The sequence below is a fragment of the Spirosoma foliorum genome, from assembly GCF_014117325.1.
GTDB classification, from domain to species: Bacteria; Bacteroidota; Bacteroidia; order Cytophagales; family Spirosomataceae; genus Spirosoma; species Spirosoma foliorum.
In genome coordinates this window covers 5,609,024-5,626,694 of sequence record NZ_CP059732.1, presented here as the reverse complement: position 1 = coordinate 5,626,694, position 17,671 = coordinate 5,609,024, and the positions used below count along the sequence as shown (strand labels likewise).

General features: G+C 48.3%; 15 protein-coding genes. 7 read left to right on the top strand and 8 right to left on the bottom strand.

Features of this window, described 5'->3' with window-relative positions; translation table 11 throughout:
- Nucleotides 1-28 precede the first annotated feature (28 nt).
- Nucleotides 29-1,669, bottom strand: coding sequence for a tail fiber domain-containing protein (locus tag H3H32_RS23800; protein ID WP_182458096.1), 1,641 nt, complete (start codon nt 1,667-1,669; stop codon nt 29-31).
- Nucleotides 1,670-1,741: 72 nt separating this feature from the next.
- A complete protein-coding gene (locus H3H32_RS23795; RefSeq protein WP_182458095.1) occupies nt 1,742-2,524 on the bottom strand; it encodes a class I SAM-dependent methyltransferase in 783 nt (260 codons plus the stop codon).
- 237 nt (nt 2,525-2,761) lie between these two features.
- Here H3H32_RS23795 and H3H32_RS23790 point away from each other — a divergent pair, with 237 nt between their 5' ends.
- The 3 genes from H3H32_RS23790 to H3H32_RS23780 all read left to right on the top strand — a co-directional run bounded on the left by H3H32_RS23790 (nt 2,762) and on the right by H3H32_RS23780 (nt 5,840).
- Complete coding sequence (locus H3H32_RS23790; protein ID WP_182458094.1) at nt 2,762-4,168, top strand: beta strand repeat-containing protein; 1,407 nt, start codon at nt 2,762-2,764, stop codon at nt 4,166-4,168.
- A gap of 126 nt (nt 4,169-4,294) precedes the next feature.
- Complete coding sequence (locus H3H32_RS23785) at nt 4,295-4,450, top strand: hypothetical protein (protein ID WP_182458093.1); 156 nt, start codon at nt 4,295-4,297, stop codon at nt 4,448-4,450.
- A 97-nt stretch (nt 4,451-4,547) separates the two neighbouring features.
- Complete coding sequence (locus H3H32_RS23780) at nt 4,548-5,840, top strand: hypothetical protein (RefSeq protein WP_182458092.1); 1,293 nt, start codon at nt 4,548-4,550, stop codon at nt 5,838-5,840.
- 110 nt (nt 5,841-5,950) lie between these two features.
- Here the strand turns inward: H3H32_RS23780 and H3H32_RS23775 are convergent, their stop codons facing one another.
- The 3 genes from H3H32_RS23775 to H3H32_RS23765 form a co-directional block, all read right to left on the bottom strand.
- Nucleotides 5,951-6,997 carry an SDR family NAD(P)-dependent oxidoreductase gene (locus H3H32_RS23775; protein ID WP_182458091.1) on the bottom strand — a complete coding sequence of 349 codons (1,047 nt, stop codon included), beginning with the start codon at nt 6,995-6,997 and terminating at the stop codon, nt 5,951-5,953.
- A 26-nt stretch (nt 6,998-7,023) separates the two neighbouring features.
- Nucleotides 7,024-8,181, bottom strand: coding sequence for a zinc-dependent alcohol dehydrogenase (locus tag H3H32_RS23770; protein ID WP_182458090.1), 1,158 nt, complete (start codon nt 8,179-8,181; stop codon nt 7,024-7,026).
- A gap of 127 nt (nt 8,182-8,308) precedes the next feature.
- Nucleotides 8,309-9,334 carry an SDR family NAD(P)-dependent oxidoreductase gene (locus H3H32_RS23765; protein ID WP_182458089.1) on the bottom strand — a complete coding sequence of 342 codons (1,026 nt, stop codon included), beginning with the start codon at nt 9,332-9,334 and terminating at the stop codon, nt 8,309-8,311.
- A 245-nt stretch (nt 9,335-9,579) separates the two neighbouring features.
- Between H3H32_RS23765 and H3H32_RS23760 the strand changes: the two genes are divergently transcribed.
- A complete protein-coding gene (locus H3H32_RS23760) occupies nt 9,580-10,587 on the top strand; it encodes an SDR family oxidoreductase (protein ID WP_182458088.1) in 1,008 nt (335 codons plus the stop codon).
- A 144-nt stretch (nt 10,588-10,731) separates the two neighbouring features.
- Here the strand turns inward: H3H32_RS23760 and H3H32_RS23755 are convergent, their stop codons facing one another.
- The gene (locus H3H32_RS23755) at nt 10,732-11,148 is read right to left on the bottom strand and encodes a response regulator (RefSeq protein WP_182458087.1); all 417 of its coding nucleotides are present in this window, start codon (nt 11,146-11,148) and stop codon (nt 10,732-10,734) included.
- 236 nt (nt 11,149-11,384) lie between these two features.
- Nucleotides 11,385-13,673, bottom strand: a complete 2,289-nt coding sequence (locus H3H32_RS23750; RefSeq protein WP_240543475.1) for a mechanosensitive ion channel family protein — start codon at nt 13,671-13,673, stop codon at nt 11,385-11,387.
- 188 nt (nt 13,674-13,861) lie between these two features.
- Here H3H32_RS23750 and H3H32_RS23745 point away from each other — a divergent pair, with 188 nt between their 5' ends.
- The 3 genes from H3H32_RS23745 to H3H32_RS23735 all read left to right on the top strand — a co-directional run bounded on the left by H3H32_RS23745 (nt 13,862) and on the right by H3H32_RS23735 (nt 16,506).
- Nucleotides 13,862-14,143: a hypothetical protein gene (locus H3H32_RS23745; protein ID WP_182458085.1), complete on the top strand. Its 282-nt coding sequence runs from the start codon at nt 13,862-13,864 to the stop codon at nt 14,141-14,143.
- A 372-nt stretch (nt 14,144-14,515) separates the two neighbouring features.
- Nucleotides 14,516-15,322: an alpha/beta fold hydrolase gene (locus H3H32_RS23740; RefSeq protein WP_182458084.1), complete on the top strand. Its 807-nt coding sequence runs from the start codon at nt 14,516-14,518 to the stop codon at nt 15,320-15,322.
- Between the two features lie 5 nt (nt 15,323-15,327).
- Entirely contained in the window at nt 15,328-16,506 is a 1,179-nt protein-coding gene (locus H3H32_RS23735; protein ID WP_182458083.1) for an ATP-binding protein, read from the top strand.
- A 218-nt stretch (nt 16,507-16,724) separates the two neighbouring features.
- On the opposite strand, the gene H3H32_RS23730 is transcribed toward H3H32_RS23735, so the two are convergent.
- Nucleotides 16,725-17,567, bottom strand: a complete 843-nt coding sequence (locus H3H32_RS23730; RefSeq protein ID WP_182458082.1) for a hypothetical protein — start codon at nt 17,565-17,567, stop codon at nt 16,725-16,727.
- Between the last annotated feature and the right edge of the window lie 104 nt (nt 17,568-17,671).

Here is a 17,671-nt window from a genome sequence, read left to right as displayed (position 1 = left end):
GCGAGGTTTTCGATGAACAGAGTACTGCTTATCGGCGTGCTACCCGACGGCGAGGAACAAGCACAGCTTCGAGGGCATCCAGGCGGGCGTTTGCCTGCCGAACATCTTGCTCGGCCTGTTGCAGACGGGCCTCCTGCTGCGCTAAACGGGCTTTAAGAGCCTCGTTCTCACGGATAAGGGCCTGCACTCCTGCAAAGGTTACGCCCGCAAAATCGTGGCTATAAATGAGTGTGTCGCAGCCCACCTGCCCCAACCCGTCGTGCCCGAAGGCGGCATAGAAATCCTGCGCCATTGGACCGTAATGCCGAATCTGAGTCTGACCTTTGTAGTTCCAGGTAGTCAGGCGCATAGCGTTGATCTTCTGTAGCAGGTCGGTATGGTTAATGGGTCGGAAGCGTTCTTTCTTGGTCGAGTCGGAAATAGAAGCCCAGGAGTTCTGGCCCTGACCGATCTGTACCCCCGTTCGCGAACCGGAACCTGTGTTCCTATCCCCACAGGTAAGCAAAAAATAGCCGTTGAGAAAGCGGCCCACAAACTGGTCAGTAACGCCACTGGCGGTAACTCCCTGACCCAGTGGGTCCGAATCACCAATCATAAAAGCACCTGTTTTGCTGTTGGTGTTCATACGATAGCCCAACACAGTGGAATAAGCCCCGCTGGCCGTGTTGTTATTACCCAACGCAGCGGAATAAGCCCCACTGGTCGTGTTGTTATTTCCCAGCGCAGTGGAATTATCCCCACTAGCCGTGTTTTTATACCCTAACACACCTGCAGTAACCCCACTGGCCGTATTTTGTGATCCTAATACGGCTGAGACAAGCCCACTAACCGAGTTTTGTGACCCTAATCCTATTGCGTATTGAGCCACAAAATTTGCACTTCCGATAGCTATTGCCCCTAAACTGGTAGCACTATTATTTTGTCCCAGTGCCATTGAATAATCACCACCAGCGATGCTTTGATTTCCCATTGCCGTTGAATAATCGCCACTCGCCGTACTATTATATCCAAACGCGCTTGACGCATTACCACTCGCTCTATTATTATATCCTGCCTTAAAAGAATAACTTTTGGTGTCAAACTGCATTGCACTGCCAAAGGCAATGGGCGTGGGAGAAGTGACTATTTCCGAATTCAGTGCTCGCCAGCGCAGCCGAAAACCCCGCCCAACATTGGCGTCCGAGTCGGTTCTGAATTTGATAGTTACATAACCACCCGTTATGATCAGGCGGGCTGGGGAGCTATTGCCCGAAAACCGCTGTTCATAGAGCGTATTGTCTGTTATCGATACATAATCATCGGTCAACTCTGTGTCTAAATCCTCAAACACCAATTCGATACCGACCCCCGTCACACTTATAGCCTGGGTACACGTATAACTCACACTAGCGGAATAGTTGGCGTCGCCGGACGGATCTTTAAGAATTCCCGCTTGTGCCGTCAATGCAGCTGGATTGCTAACACAACTTAGGATATTAACACTTGCATTCGGGTCGGTGCTGGTGAGCACATACTTCTGCTGGACCAGAAAGCCGTTGCGAGTATACACTTCCAGATCCTGCGTGGGCGACACGCCAGCAGGCGCGTTAATGCCGAACTGGGCGTAACTGGCTGTTGCGAGAGTCAGGAGAAGACCTGATAAGGCCAGGGCAACGATGATTCGGTTCATCAGCATAACGGTTTTATCGGCAATAGAACATCAGAAACGTAGTGGCTGGGAGTGGATAACATAAAGCTAAATCTATTTTGTTGCCTCCAGTATATAAAACGTGTTCCCCATTCGATATCCCCCTAATTCGGTCCTGAAGGGAGCAATGGCGTTGGTAACGGCCTCGGCAGCCGCTTCGTATGAGGTGTTCCCGATAGCCCGCTGGGCCGGACCCGCCGATAGCAAGCCTTTCAGAGCAGTATGCAGATCGGGATACACGAACGGGCAGGACACGCGCTGCCGCATACCAGGCTGGAAACCCGCATCGCCAACCAGTTTTTCTAATGCACCGTCTTCGGAGAGGGCAAATGGGCCGGGCGTACCGGGGGGCGGAGGTGGCATCAGGGCGCCCAGCGCTTTCAGATAAACAGCCGCTTGACATTCCTGCGCTTTACCCCAGATGGCAACCACCAGTTTACCAGTCGGTTTCAGTACGCGGTACGCTTCTTTCAACGCCTGCACCGGGCTGGCCGCATACTGAAACGAGTTGATGCCCGTAACCAGATCAAAACTATGGTCGGGGTAGGGCATTTCCTCCATGTCGCCCGTCGTGAAATGTCCATTGGGAGCTTTACGCTGGGCAATTGTGATGAGTTCAGCCGTGGCATCCAAACCCGATACGTTTAGGCCCTGCTGTAACGCCAGTTGGCAGAACAAACCTGATCCACAACCGACATCAAGCAATGCACGAGCTGGTATCTGACTAAAGTCATGCGCTATCTGCTCGAATACGGGTAACAAGGTTGTCTCCTGATAATCAGCCCAATCTTGAGCAGCTATACTCCAAAGTTGAGCCTGCATTTTCTGTGATCCCATGGTAATTAAGTGCTAAAGGCTACGTAAAAATAGGGGCCTTCAGCCTGAACAGCTAAGGCTAATCCGCTTTATCGACAGACAATTGATTTTGCCGACAAATGCCGTTTGTCGACGGTAAAGATTTTATGACGACCAACCTCGGCGACTGGTCGACTAATTAAGCATGAGACAAAATCAATGGCGAATTTTCTGATTGATGTCAGAAGTAGCTATTGAGCAAACACAAACGAACGGATCATGAAAATCATCTATTCACTCCTGGCGGGCTGTTTACTGACCAATTCGTTGCTGGCCCAGGGTAACTATGTAGCCAATACGGCCAGCGGCTCCTCAGCCGCTCCGTATAATACACTGGTGGGGGTACAGGCAGGAATAAATATCAACTCGTCGGGCCAGGCCAATGTGTTTACGGGCTACCAGGCAGGCTATTCCAATACCTCCGGTACGAATAATGTCTTTGTCGGTTTAGGGACCGGCTACAATAATACGACGGGCATTCAAAATGTGGCGGTGGGTCATCAGGCCGGGGTAGGATCAGGATCAACTAATAATAACAATGTATCGATTGGCTTTCAGGCTGGAATCGGTTCGGGTTCACTATCGGATGCGGTGAATATTGGCTATCTGACTGGGCGTAATAGTACAGCTCAAGGGAGTGTTTTTATTGGCGAAGGAAGTGGCCAGTCGAATACGACGGGTAGTTCCAACGCCTTTATGGGGTATCAGGCTGGTTACAAAAATACGGCGGGTTATAATGCCTTTATAGGGTATCAAGCGGGCTATTCCAATACGACGGGTGCTTACAACGCCTTTATGGGGTATCAGGCCGGACAAGCTAACACGACGGGTTATTCTAACGTCTTTGTAGGTGCCAGTGCCGGGGCTTCCACTACGACGGGTATTTACAATACTTTTATGGGTGGTGCAGCCGGGTACCACAATACGACGGGTGCTAACAACGTCTTTATGGGTATTAGTGCCGGGCTGTTCAATACGACGGGTTCCTACAACGCCTTTATGGGTAACGCGGCCGGGAATCGCAATGGTTCGGGCCAGCAGAATACGGCTATAGGGTCAAATGCCGGGTACTTTAACACTACCGGCTCTGGCAACGTGTCGATAGGCTCGGCCAGTAATACTACCAACACCAGAGGCAGTTTCAACGTAATGGTGGGCGATTCAGCAGGACTTAACAACACCGTATCGGGCAACACGTTCATTGGCTCTAAATCGGGACTCACCAGCACTACGGCCGTTCAGAATACCTATGTGGGTCATAAGGCGGGATACCAGACTACTATGGGTGCCAACAACACCTTTGTCGGCACGCGGGCAGGTTACAACAACACGGATGGCAGCGACAATGTGCAGATCGGCACTGATGCGGGGTCGAGCAATTCAACGGGGTACCGCAACCTATTTATCGGCAGTGGGTCGGATGCGCTGGTGGCCAATCTGCATAACGCTAGTGCCCTTGGCGCAGGGGCGATGGTTGGGTCAAGCAATTCCCTGATTCTAGGCAACGGAGTCAATGTGGGCATTGGCACGTCTACACCAATGAGCAAGTTGGAAGTAGTGGCGGATGAAGCGAATGTCAGTGGAATTCGGCTCACCCGACTAACCAGTCAAAGCAAAGCGACCTAGGCTACCGACCAGTTTCTGACCGTCAACGAACGTGGGGATATCATCAAAGCCCGGTATCAATTACGGATCAATGACCTGTCTGAGTGGAGCGATAAGGTATTTACGTCCGCCTACTTGCTCAAACCGTTGCCTGCCCTTGAAATCTACATCAAACAGACTGGTCATTTACCCGATGTGCCTTCGGCAGGGCAGGTAGCGAAGGAAGGCATTAGTCTGGTGAAAATGAATGCTACGCTGCTTCAGAAAATTGAAGAGTTGACCTTATACCTGCTAGCTCAATAAAAACAGATCCAGCATCTACAGGCCGAAAATCGACAAATCAGACGCCTGCTCAATCGACGGTAAACGTACTGATTGTCTTTATCAAATCCAGCTACCCATGACAACACGCTTTGTTTCCGCGGTCGCCAACTCGTGTTTGGCTATTTTCCTGCTCGGCCTGTATCCCATAACGGCCTGGTCGCAGGTTCCACCCGTTTCAACCAATGTTCTCAAGCACGGGACTACATTAGCCCCCACCTTTGTCGACCAGGATCAGGATGGTATCGACGACAACCTGGAGCACCAGTTACTGGAGCGATTCAGGCCGTTTTATCTGTTTTCCAACGATGGCGGTGATGAAAATTTTCGCCCGGCCGATGCGCTCTGGTACCTGAACCAGTCGGCACTGCTCGCGAGTGGTGATGAAGATAGTAAAACCATTGTGCCGAGAGAGCAGCTTGCTGCAGGTATTTTGGCCGTGAATGATAAGTTCGGGTCATCCGACATCCTGAAAAACAGGGCCTTGACGAACTATCATATCAACCCACTGGGTAAAGTAAATGGTGTCGATAATCCTGGTCGACATGGAAATACCTGGGATGTGGTACTGGGCAATAAAAACGTGGGGCTGTACGGCCATGTAACCCCGGTTAAGCTAACCGACCCGTTTGGTTATGATTTCCACCACAGCTATGGTGGCGATGCGCAGGGCCTACCGTATTACAAGATCGAATACTGGCAACTGTTTGGTTATAATAGTGCCAACAAACCATTCGACATCGGCGATCATGAAGGCGACTGGACATCGGTTCAGCTAATTTATGATCCCCGAAATAAGCAGATTGTCAGCGTGTTTCACTTTGCCCACGGCATCCTGTTTCGCTTTGATATGACTCCGCAAAACGTGGCGAAGGTAGGCGCGATTGCAGACGTATCATTCGGCATTTACAGAGAGTTTCAGGGAGTTAATTACAGCACGGCTTCGCTTGATCTGGCCCATTTAGGCTCGAAAGCTGATATCGTACGAAACGAGGATCAGATTGCGAAGGCGCAGAACAACCTTGTCCGGCTTTTTCGGGACCCGCAGACGACCGAGTTCACCCATCCGGCTGTCTATATCGAAAATGGTACCCACGAATTTTTCCCGAGCGAAAACTGGAAGTTTTTCGGTGCGCCGAATCACAACGGCAAGAGCTATCATTATTTAACGGCCACCCCACCGAATCTGGGTGAAGTAGAACACCCACTCAGTGAATTTCCGGGGGCCAACATTGTATTGCGGTATAACGGATACTGGGGAGCATATAGCAAAGACAACAGCCCACCTCAAGGCCCAGCTCTGCACCAGAATTGGTTGTGGCCCGCCACCAGTTCAATCCGTTGGCTACTCCCCGCTGAGTTAGGTTTTTGAAGGTAGTCCTATCGAACATAATCCATAAAAAGAAACGCTAGCCAATCAGGTAGAAACTCTCCTGGTTAACAGTCAGCAAATGGCTGTTTAACCAGGAGAATATAAAGTACTTAGGCGATTGTCTCTTCCAGGTTGGCCTTCGCCCACTTGTACGATCCTTTAACGGAATCCGCAACATTGTCCAGTGCCTCTTTCGCCGAGCGGGCGGCTTTATCTGCCTTATACCGATACTTCATTTTATCGTAAGCGCTTGGTAAGTAAGCCTGTTGTTTCCGAGATAATAGCCAAAGGCCACTTACAACGGCTAATCCTACCGCTATCGCAATAGCCGTTGATTGCTTTTGCTGCTGCTCATCCTCATCCTTGGGCATCATGTCTTTTCGGGTTTGAGCGGCCAGAAATGGATCAGGCAGCACATGACCTGCTGCCACACGCGCCTTGTTTACCCAGCCCGCCACAACATGATCATCTCCGCGCAGTAAGGCTTCGTAGCCTGCTTTCGCGACCTCGGCGGGATTAGCCGTTTTCTGCGGATCGGCTCCTTTTGTATGATCGGCACCAGCCGTTTTAAAGAAATTGGTGTTGGTAGCCCCAGGCATCAGCACTGTTATAGTCACCTCCGTGTCTTCAAGCTCGTTTCGAATGGCTTCAGCAAACGATTTTATGAACGCCTTGGTTGCCCCGTAGACCGCCATCATTGGATTCGGAATGACCGAAACCTCCGAGCCAAGCATTAGAATTTTACCGTTATTCCGGGCCACCATATCTTTCAAATACAGCTTAGTCAGGTGCATCAGCGCAACGGCATTAACCTGAACTACACTCAATTCTTTTTGTAAATCAGTTTCGGTCGCAAACTTGCCATACTCGCCAAAACCAGCATCGTTGACTAAAATATCAATCTGCTGTCCCTTCTTGGTAGTCTCTTTATAGATTTCTTCGGGCGCTTTGGGGTTTGCCAGATCCTTAATGAGGAGGGTTGAATTCGTGCCGTACTGGTTATATAAATTGTTGGCCAATTGTTGCAGGCTGTCCTGATCACGACCGACCAGCACGAGCTTATAACCATCCTTCGCAAAAAGTCGGGTTAATTCTCGGCCAATGCCACTGGATGCCCCGGTGATCAGGACCGTTTTTTCGTTGTTCTGAGTTTCCATCGTTGAGTTTTTGTTTAATTACTTCCTTAGGGTTTCAAAATCACTTTGGTACAGTCATCTTCTTTTTTCTTGAAGATGTCGTAGGCGCGTGAGATATCAGCCAATGGCAAAACATGCGAGACTATATCATCCAGTACGACTTTGCCTTGCACGACTAAATCAAGTAAATGATCGATGTTTTTGTGGACAAAGGACTGGCCTGTCCGGATCGTTACGCCTTTGTCGAATACACGACCGATTGGGAAGTTATCGGAAGGCGTCCCGTACACGCCAACAACTGATACAATACCGCCCCGACGAACGGCCTGAAAACACTGTTCCAATACACTGGTCGTTCCTTTTTCCAGGTTAATGACGGCTTTAGCTTTGTCGAGCAATGACCGCTCTGCTTCCATACCGACGGCATCTACACAAAGGTCTGCCCCGCGTCCTTCAGTCATGCTCCGAATGGCCTCAATCACATCAACTTCGTGGGGGTTCAGTGTTTCAACGTTGTTGACACGCCTGGCCCGCTCCAATCGGTAATTAAGCGGATCAATGGCAATTACGCGACCAGCCCCCTGCAGCCAGGCCGACTTCTGAGCCATCAGCCCAACCGGTCCCGAGCCGAAAATAGCGACGGTTTCACCTCCTTTTAGGGCACCCCATTCGATTGCACTCCAGCCCGTCGGGAAAATGTCCGACAGGAAAAGTACCTGCTCATCTTTAAGTTCTGCGGGTACATGACGTAGGCCATAGTCGGCATAGGGAACGCGCACATACTGAGCCTGACCACCGTTATAGCCACCATACAGGTCGGAATAGCCAAATAGCCCTCCACCTTTTTCGGTGAGTAACCCACCATCCGGACCATAGTATTCAGGGTTCGAGTTTTCGCAGTGCATTTCCAGATGATGGTTGCAGAAGTAACATTTCCCGCAGGCGATAGTAAAGGGCACAACTACCCGATCTCCTTTTTTGAGATTAGACACTTCTGAACCGACCTCTTCAACGATGCCCATAAACTCGTGACCGAGTACTTCATTGCGAAACTGGGGCAGAAAACCGTCATAAATGTGAAGGTCTGAGCCACAGATGGCTGTTGAGGTAATGCGCAGAACAACATCCCGAGATTGCTCGATTTTGGGGTCATCCATTGTTTCGTAACGGATGTCGCCCACTTTGTGAAAAACGGCTGCTTTCATAATGTACTGGAAAAGATACGTTGAGTCGACTATTCGAATACAACCTCCAACGTTGCCAGCCTGAGTAGGTTTTTCAAAAACTAGGTAATGGGGCGATCAGCCAGAAAATGCTGGCAATTCAAAAATATTATCCCATCTCGTTGTTTGCTTCGGCCGCTTCGTTGGTCAGGTAAGTCAACATAGAGTCTGATAACCTGGTCTCACTATCTTTCCCCAATTTCTGTTGATTGCCAATGCCACCTGGATTGGGTAACAACATATTGGCAAATCCAAGAGTATCCGTGATTAAGCCCGGTGCTATGCCGTGCAAAGCCGTCGCTAGTTTTGCCGGGAGGGTAATAATGCGTTCGGCCTCACCCACCCGACAGGCATCCAGAATTTGACGCGCACAATCGTCAGCCGCAATGGTGAACAGAGGGATTGAGTCGCTTAACTTAAAAACGGTATACTCTTTTTCGTTCTGGCCTTTGAATATAGCATTGCGTGGACTCCCGGTTCGGATCAGGCCGGGACAGATGGTTGTCACATAAATACCGTCTTTCAGGAGTTCGGAGCGAAGTCCTTCTGAATACCCGACAAACGCAAATTTGCTGACAGAATAGGGCGACAGGTGCGGTACGGCTACTTTGCCCCCAAAAGATGTAATATTTACAATACGCCCAAACTGGCGTGCTTTCATGCCTGGAAGTACCGTATTGATGGTGTGAAAAGCCGACCAGAAGTTCGTTTCCATTGCCTCCCGAAAGTCTTCTTCTGTCGTATTCGCTAGCGGGCTGACAACGATATTGCCCGCATTATTGACCAGTACATCGACAGGGCCAACTACTTGCTCTACTGTATTTAGGAACGCCTGTACCTGTTCTTTGTCTGAGATATCACATACGTAGGTGAAAATATCAGTACCTCGCCGACGAAGATCGTCTTTAGCGCGGTCTAATTCGGCCTGGTCGCGGGCACAGATGGCTACGTTAGCTCCGGCGCTGGCAAACTGACGAGTTAAAACAAGTCCCAGCCCACGTGATCCACCCGTGATAACGACAGTTTTATCATGGAAATCAATCGCTCGTTTTCTATCTAAAAAGGCTTTTGTGGCTACAAAAGCCCCCAACCCCGCCAGAGACCACCATAGTCCCTTATTCGTTGCTGCATTCATAGTCAGGTGTTGTTTGGTAACGCTTGCTGCTCAACCAGCCAGGGTAACTGATTGTTGTAGGCAGTTAGAAAGCGGAATTTGGTTTGGCGCTCGATTCAATAGGTGAGTCAATGGCAGTTACGCTTATGGTCACGAAAAAGTTGATTTCGACTAACTGGCTGGACTGTTACCTTACTTTTGACAACCTATTTTTTATACATGGGTTAGTTTACCAAGTAGTACTCAACGGAAAACAGAATACGATTATGAATGATGTAAATCAACTTAGCCGACGACAGGCAATTCACGGATTAGGGTCTGGCCTTGCCACGGCGATGGCTGCGCCAGTTGTAGCGGCACCCGACGTTCAGTCGTCTAAAATACCAGAGTCGGTAGCTTTAGTAGATCCCACGACAAAGTATCCTAAACCTCCCTTTAAAGAGCAACCTCAGCCCTGGCCGGGCCTAGCCAGTAAAATGGACCCACGGCCTGATCACGGCGAAACAAGCTATAAAGGATCAGGTCGGTTAAAAGGCCGTAAAGCCTTAATTACCGGCGGAGATTCGGGGATGGGTAGGGCCGCTGCCATTGCCTATGCCCGCGAAGGGGCTGATGTGGCCATTAACTACCTGCCCGCCGAGGAATCTGACGCTAAAGAAGTGATCGACTTAATCAAGAAAGAAGGTCGTAAAGCAATTGCCATTCCGGGTGATATTCGGGATGAAGCTTTTTGCAAACGTCTGGTCGAGGAAGCGGTGAAAGGCTTGGGGGGATTAGATATTCTGGTAAGTAATGCCGCCAGACAACAAAGTCGGGAGTCGATTCTTGATGTTTCTTCGGAGGACTTCGATGCAACGATGAAAACGAACATTTACGCGCCCTTTTGGATTATCAAAGCTGCGTTACCCCACTTGCCGCCCGGATCGGCCATCATTGGTACGACCTCGGAGCAGGCGTATGATCCTTCCCCCAATTTATATGACTATGCCCAAACCAAAGCGGCAACAATGAATTATGTGAAGTCACTCGCCAAGCAGCTAGGGCCAAAAGGAATTCGAGTCAATGGTGTTGCGCCTGGACCCATCTGGACACCTTTGCAACCGAGTGGAGGAGCTACGCAGGAAAAAGTAAAAACATTTGGGGGTGATACGCCACTTGGACGGCCCGGACAACCAGCTGAATTGGCGTCCATCTACGTTCAACTAGCTGCCAGTGATGCTAGCTATGCCACTGGTCAAGTATATGGTGCTGCTGGTGGTAAAGGCCAGCCCTAAACAATAGATGCCTTGCTAAAGTGTATAAAAGCCCCTTCCTTCGGGTTGGAGCTTTTGTATAGCTACTGATTGAACTATAAATCAGTAGCTATACATCTTCAGTTGTAAGCTTATTTTACACGACAAAAAGCTGATACAAATACATTACTTGTGCGGAAAAACACAGTACTGCCAGTAACCAAGAATCCAGTAGAGCTGCTCTTTAGCTGCCTGATAACCAACGGCCTTCTGGAAAAAACCCTGAATCGTATCCTTGTATACATTTTCTACGATTGGTAGGGATGCATCGGTGCTTAAATAGATAAAGGGAATCGCTTTTTGGCTGAGTGTGTCGTGTTCGGAAATAAGCTTGCGGAGTTCTATGCCAGACATAATCGGCATATTTACATCACAAAGAATCAGAAAGGGTATTTCATCGGTAGTTGTCAGATAATCCAGCACTTGCTGACCATTACTGAAATAGTGAACTGGATTTTCTACCTCTAGCTCCTGAAAGATGCGCTGGAGAAGAAACTGATCATCTTCATCGTCTTCGACAATGATAATTGGCCCTGAATTCATAAATGTTAAGTTCGTCAAATAGACTATGATTGCTTGGTCGTTGTAGGGCAGAGAGCCACCGGTTAAACTAATAGAATCTCTTTTAGTTAAGAAAAAAATACCCAAGTAAGTGAAGCTACCGGCCTGATGCGCAGTAAAGCCTCTTTGGATGATATCGACAGCACTTTTATTGAGCGAAAAGAAGAAACTGGTGCTTTTCCTAATTTAGATTCTAGAGATTCTTTTGATTCTAGCGATCACAGCAATTGAATATTGGCAGCTTTAAACGCTTTTAGCAATCGCTCCAGAAGTTGGCTTTTCAGCGCCGTCTCGGTATAAATGCTGTTGATCCAGACCTGCACTTTTAGTTCTATGGTATCTGGTCCAATAGCGGTAATAAATAGTTCTGGTGTCCTATTTTTCAACGCTCCATCCAACTGACTAACTTCTTCTCTCAGCAGTTCGCGAATGGTGTGCAGGTCCGTCTCGGCATTTACTTTCAGGGTGATTTCTGTTTTCAGGTAGGTATCGTTTGATGTCCAGTTAACGATCCGATTAGCGATTAAATCGCCGTTTGGGATGATGACTTCAGAACCCTGGGCCGTTAGCATCTTGCTGGATCGAATACCAATCTCCCGTATGCGCCCTTTTTTATCGGCAAGTTCCACATAATCACCGATCTGAAACGGTTTCTCGAAGATCAGAATGATGCCTGAGACAAAATTGCTGACAATGTTCTGCATCCCTAAACCAATACCCACACTGAGCGCTCCTAACACGACCGTAAACTTATCGATGGATATCCCCGAAGCCGCAATGGCGAGCAAGACTCCAGCAATAATGATGACCAACCGTATTAAAGCCAATATGGAACTTAGGGGTTCAACAACATCATCGGTCGTGGGTAGCTGGCTTTCTCCAAACAGCAAACCGATTCTTTTTTGCAGTAAGCTGGACAGATAAATAATCGCTGAAAAAGACAGTACATTACTCAGCGTAAAGCTAATACTGCCAAACCAACGAGGTTTTGTCAGGAGTTTGTAGGCCAGATTGAACAGGCTATCGGCCACACCCAGGTTTGTAAAAAATACGAGCAGCCATAGGATGATCGCCACAAAGATCAACCCTTTTTTAAATGACCGTTGGGTATGATTTACATTCACTCGCGAAAAAATTCCTCCTGCGCAGGCGCTTATTGTTATTTGCAAGGCTAAGGCTTCCAGAACCAATTCAATAAAAACACTTAGCCCTGTTAGTTGAATAAGGCCGATAACAGCCGAGATACTAAGAGTTTTCGCTAAACTAATTCGGCCAAAAATATTTAATAAAATAGCCAGCCCCTGGAGTAGCAAATACAATTTTATGACTGGTCGGGTAAATCGATACATGCGTGCCTGACGTGGGAATCGGTTGGCAAAGACAAGACCCAGGTACAAAAAGCCAGCGTTCAGGCCAATTAACCCTAGTCTTATAAACAACGAATCGCTTACTACTGCATTGGTTAGACTTAACAGGATATAGAAAACACCGGCCAGTAACCATAGCCACCTATCCTGGCTGGAGAATCGCTTCCATAAATGAATGGTGAGTACCAGATACAGCAGAAATTGAGCGATTTCGATATAAATGGATGGTGATTGGGGCTCGAAAAGAGGAGTCAGATTCAGTAATACAAGCAGAGAGCCCACAATGGGGACAGGACGTAGGTGCTTAAAATGCAGTTCACCGATCTTTGTTCGTAGCGTAGGCTTACGCGCTGTTTTGTAATTGGTAAATACCCAGACAAAAAATAAACCGGTTAGTAGTACCAACAGAAAGAGATTATCCCATGAGGAGGCAAAAAAGTAGTTGAGGATTCGATTTTGCCCTTCATAACTTGCCTTCATAGCAGCCGGTAGGGTACGATCTGGCAAGGAGGTTGGCGCTTCCCATAAATAGGAGGCCTCTTTTTGAAATGCACTTTCCGTCGATTTCTGCACTCGTTCATTAATGGTCGTCTGCAGATTGCTTATCCTGAGCGAGGTGCCCGATACATCGGCCAGCAATCGACTTACGGTATCCAGCCGGGCACTAGTTCGCTTACCCGCATCCTGTAATTGTAGTTTGAGACTCGTTAACTGATCGGCATAGAATTTTTTCTCTGTCGTATCATTACCCGCTACAATCAATAGAGAATCAGTACTTAAGGCCAGCACCTGATCGAGCAGGCTCTGAATGTCATTATTTGATTTGGAGAGCGTCGTTCGCCAGGTAGTTAGTTTTGCCTGTGCATCGTTCAGAATCAGGCTGTAGTTTGTCAGGCTTTTGGCGTCGCTAACGTTCTTGGTCGCTTTCAGATCAACCGAAACAGGGGCAATAGTCGCTTTTACATCAGCCAGGCCAGCCCGTATGCGCGTAATGCCATATCCTTTTTTACTAGCTGCCTTAATCTCTGTAATTATCGATTGTGCCTTTTGTATTTTGAATAACAGCGTATCCGGAATGCTTTGGCCAGTACCCTTCGTTCGGATGGTATCCTGTGCCACAATGTCAACTAGAGGTGTCATCAGCAAGAGGCTCACCAGTAGTACGCTAAAATTTACTTTTCTAATCATCTATCGATCAGTTTAGCAGACTGAAATAATACCTACGGAGTAGCCAAATCGGATTGATAGCCTACGCGTCAGTAACGGCTAAATCAGCTTGACTACGCCACAAGTCTTTTATAAGAGACAGAATAAAACCTGTTTGGGTTTTGAAATTTATCAAACTGGCCCGCAAGAAGAAGACCTGGAGTAGGCATAGTTGGGGGTTAGGCTATTCTGCGGCTGGCCGGTATTGCCGCCTACTTCTGTCGACTGCGCTTGTTACGCACAAGGCGTCAATTGCCCCCATTATTCCATCTTCTCCTCAAAGCCAATACCATTATCCGAAACCTGGATCAGGCAATACGTTTTTACCTGCCGGGCGGGCTTCACCAAAGAAGGTAAGTCTTCACTGCTCCCCACCACAAAAACATGGGAAATTAGAAATGTAGTAAAATTCCAGCAGCCGCTCGTAAATTGACGGACTAGTACTTGTCCAATTTAGATTCTAGAGATTCTCGGGTTCGCCCGCGCGGTTTATTCTAATTGATCGTTTAGGTTTTGATTATCAGCAGAATGACATCAATAGAATCCGCTAGAATCAACCGCACGGGAGAACCCGAAAATCTACTTTGGTGAAGCACTAGTAATATAGTCGGAAATTAACGGTTTCATTTCGAGGGTAACTTTCTATCCATAATGAGTTGATTCATGGACAGATGACTGATTCAAGTTATTTAATCCATAGGAGTGGATTAGATTAAGTATCTTTGAGTAAAAGCGCCTGGTAGTCGGGTAAGGCTTGTATTAGGTAAACCGTAACAATGACCCCCACGATTAGGAACCGCTATAATATAACTGTTACTGGTAACGGTACTCAGCCGATTTTATTTGCCCATGGCTTTGGCTGTGACCAGACTATGTGGCGCTACGTGGCGCCCGCCTTTGAAGCCCACTATCAGGTCATTCGATTTGATTATATCGGTCATGGGAAGGCTTCTTTAGGTGCCTATAACCGTGAACGCTACGCTAGTCTGCAAGGTTACGCCCAGGATGTACTCGATATCTGTCACGATCTGGACCTGAACGAGGTGATTTTTGTAGGCCATTCGGTCAGCAGTATGATTGGCTTGTTAGCCTCTATTCAGGAGCCAAACCGTTTCGAGCGACTGATTATGGTGAGCCCTTCTCCCCATTATATCAATGAGGAAGACTATACCGGAGGTTTTGAGCGAGTCGATATTGAGGAATTGCTGGACACGATGGATAGTAATTTTTTTGGCTGGGCCACCGTCATGGGTCCTGCTATTATGGCCAATGCAGAACGGCCCGAATTAGGCCGGGAACTCACCCAAAGCTTTTGTGCTACGGACCAACAAGTGGCTCAACAATTTGCCAGGGTAACGTTTCTGGGCGACAACCGGCTGGACTTAGTGAAGGTAGGGCGACCAACTTTGATTATTCAGTCGATTGCCGATGATATTGCGCCCGTTGCTGTGGGCGAATATATGGCGCAACATATGCCCCAGAGCACTCTTCGGGTGATTGAGGTCCAGGGGCACTCTCCTCACTTAAGTGACCCGACTGAGACCATCGCGGCTATCCAGCATTACCTGCAAACTGCTAACTAACTGCTATGCAGGAGATAGCGATGCTGATTCCGGGTGGTCTGATAACCCTGAATACCGAGAACGAGATTATTTACCTGAATCCCTTTGCTGACCAGTTACTAGGCTACGGGCCGGGTGCCCTGGTAGGGAAACAGATGGATGTTGTATTAACCCGGGCGAGTCGGATCTACTTTCAAACCCACCTGTACCCCTTAATTGCCCTGGGTAAACTCGCTAATGAACTCTATCTGACCCTACAAACCCAGTCTGGAGTGCGCATTCCAGTATTGCTCAATGCCATTCGGCATGAGGATGCATTGGGAGTAGGCTTCACATACCTGTGTCTGATGCCGGTTTATCAGCGTCGGCAATACGAGCAGGAGCTGCTGGCCAGTAAACAGGCCGCCGAACAGGCGCTGCTTCGTACAGATGAGTTAATGGCTCTCCAGCAACTGGAACAGCATCAGGCAGAGATGGACCGCCAGGTGACTAACCTGAAGCAACGGAATGATGAGCTGGAGCAATTCGGTCGCATTATCGCTCATGACTTACAGGAGCCGTTGCGCAAGATCAATCTATTGGCCAGCGCACTAAATCAGGAAGATACAAATCGGTTGAGTAGTCTTGGTCAGCGAGGGCTAAAAGGCATTGTCAGAGCTAGTACTCGCTTGCGCCAGCTCATTCATGATTTGCAGATATACTTCACCTTTGAGCCGAGCCGATCAACGGATGAATCGGTCGATTTAACGGAGTTAATGGAGCAAGCGGTGGCGACGTATAGCTCAACAGGTATTCGGTTCGAGATAGCCAGTTTACCAACAATTGTGGGGAATCGAGCTGAGTTGCTGAGTTTATTTGGTCATCTATTAGACAATGCGGTGAAGTTTCGTCAGTTGGGCCGATCATCGGTGGTGGCCATCAGCGGTAGTGTGGTAAGTCAGAATCGGTACCAGACCACGCCTGATAAGTATCAGTACATCGAGTATGCCCGAATCCTGGTGAGCGATAACGGGATTGGGTTTAACAATCAGTATCGGGAGGAGGTCTTTGGCATTTTAAAGAAACTAGACCCGCACACGCCAGGGATTGGGTTAGGGCTATCATTAGCCAAAAAGATTGTAGAACGTCACCATGGGATTATCCGTGCCGATTCGAGGGAAGGCCAGGGCACGACGATTACCCTCTTATTTCCGTTGATATCCTAATCGTACCTTTTCTTACTCGTTCGGGATGAGCAGATGATTGGTCAAATCGCCACTAATTGAACAAGTATCTCTAGTACTCTTCCAATTTAGATTCTAGCGATTCTCGGGTTCGCCCACGCGGTTGATTCTAATTGATGGTTTAGCTATTGATTATCAGTAGAATGTCCACAATAGAACCCGATAGAATCAATAGAATCTATTTTGGTAAAGTACTAGTTTCACCTGTTGGGAATGCGGTTAGCTAGATTTAACAAATTAAGCGCCATGAGATAAGGCATGATAAAGGGGAAAGCAGGAATCGACACTAAATAAGTGGCAATTATCAGCGGGTCAAAAGAAAACGAGGGTAGTATACTCAGGAAAGCACCGACCAGACTGAAAAACACATAGAGCCGACAAGCTCTGGACTCGAACCAGCTTGCCGATTGTAGGGCTAATCCAAAAGCCGCTGTAGCCAAATACAAAAGGGCCACTTCCACTCCACTAATCCAAGTAAACAGGGCGCGCATGGACAAGTACCAATCGGGCCTTTTCGCCACCGAAGCGGCTGAAAAGTTGGTGAACGATTCTCCTAAAAAGCTACCCCAATAGGCCATGTTGAGGATGAATAAAGGCAGAGCGATGCCCAACGCCAGTATACCAAGTAACCAATAGGACTGCTCACCGCTCTGGCGGAGTTTATTCGCCAGCAAGGCCAATCCAACCGTGATCAGAATCCCTCCGGCTATCAGCAGTGCATAGCGGATCTGTTGTTCGGTAGCCGTGTTCACCCAGTCGGGAATAGAAGTGGGTGGAGGGCCCATGCCTGCGAAAAGGGTAAAACCTATCCAGGGAATAATCACCAATAGGGCAATGGTACCGAGTTGCCGTTGCTCAGGATCGGGATTGGTGAAGCAATTCTTTCCCAGGCCCCAGATAGCGAAGGCCATCAGTGCCGCATGGGCTATCCAGATGAGTAAATAGAGTTGGGGTTTGCTGTGTCCAAGGCCAAGGGCTACTCCAGCGGCTAAAAAAGGGACAAGGGTAAGGTATAACCGGCTAATGGCTTGTTGATTGGTCATAACGAATTGAGGTGTCAAATCCTGCTACTTTAGTGGGCCAATCTACAAGGTACTCGGTAAACTAATCTGAGCAACGTTTTCTTAGTAATGAGGCTGTTTAAGCT

What these genes read in the sequence shown, in the direction of transcription:
- H3H32_RS23800 (WP_182458096.1), bottom strand. Translation starts at nt 1,669, where the DNA reads ATGAACCGAATCATCGTTGCCCTGGCCTTATCAGGTCTTCTCCTGACT.
- H3H32_RS23795 (WP_182458095.1), bottom strand. Translation starts at nt 2,524, where the DNA reads ATGGGATCACAGAAAATGCAGGCTCAACTTTGGAGTATAGCTGCTCAA.
- H3H32_RS23790 (WP_182458094.1), top strand. Translation starts at nt 2,762, where the DNA reads ATGAAAATCATCTATTCACTCCTGGCGGGCTGTTTACTGACCAATTCG.
- H3H32_RS23780 (WP_182458092.1), top strand. Translation starts at nt 4,548, where the DNA reads ATGACAACACGCTTTGTTTCCGCGGTCGCCAACTCGTGTTTGGCTATT.
- H3H32_RS23775 (WP_182458091.1), bottom strand. Translation starts at nt 6,997, where the DNA reads ATGGAAACTCAGAACAACGAAAAAACGGTCCTGATCACCGGGGCATCC.
- H3H32_RS23770 (WP_182458090.1), bottom strand. Translation starts at nt 8,181, where the DNA reads ATGAAAGCAGCCGTTTTTCACAAAGTGGGCGACATCCGTTACGAAACA.
- H3H32_RS23765 (WP_182458089.1), bottom strand. Translation starts at nt 9,334, where the DNA reads ATGAATGCAGCAACGAATAAGGGACTATGGTGGTCTCTGGCGGGGTTG.
- H3H32_RS23760 (WP_182458088.1), top strand. Translation starts at nt 9,580, where the DNA reads ATGAATGATGTAAATCAACTTAGCCGACGACAGGCAATTCACGGATTA.
- H3H32_RS23755 (WP_182458087.1), bottom strand. Translation starts at nt 11,148, where the DNA reads ATGAATTCAGGGCCAATTATCATTGTCGAAGACGATGAAGATGATCAG.
- H3H32_RS23750 (WP_240543475.1), bottom strand. Translation starts at nt 13,673, where the DNA reads ATGACACCTCTAGTTGACATTGTGGCACAGGATACCATCCGAACGAAG.
- H3H32_RS23740 (WP_182458084.1), top strand. Translation starts at nt 14,516, where the DNA reads ATGACCCCCACGATTAGGAACCGCTATAATATAACTGTTACTGGTAAC.
- H3H32_RS23735 (WP_182458083.1), top strand. Translation starts at nt 15,328, where the DNA reads ATGCAGGAGATAGCGATGCTGATTCCGGGTGGTCTGATAACCCTGAAT.
- H3H32_RS23730 (WP_182458082.1), bottom strand. Translation starts at nt 17,567, where the DNA reads ATGACCAATCAACAAGCCATTAGCCGGTTATACCTTACCCTTGTCCCT.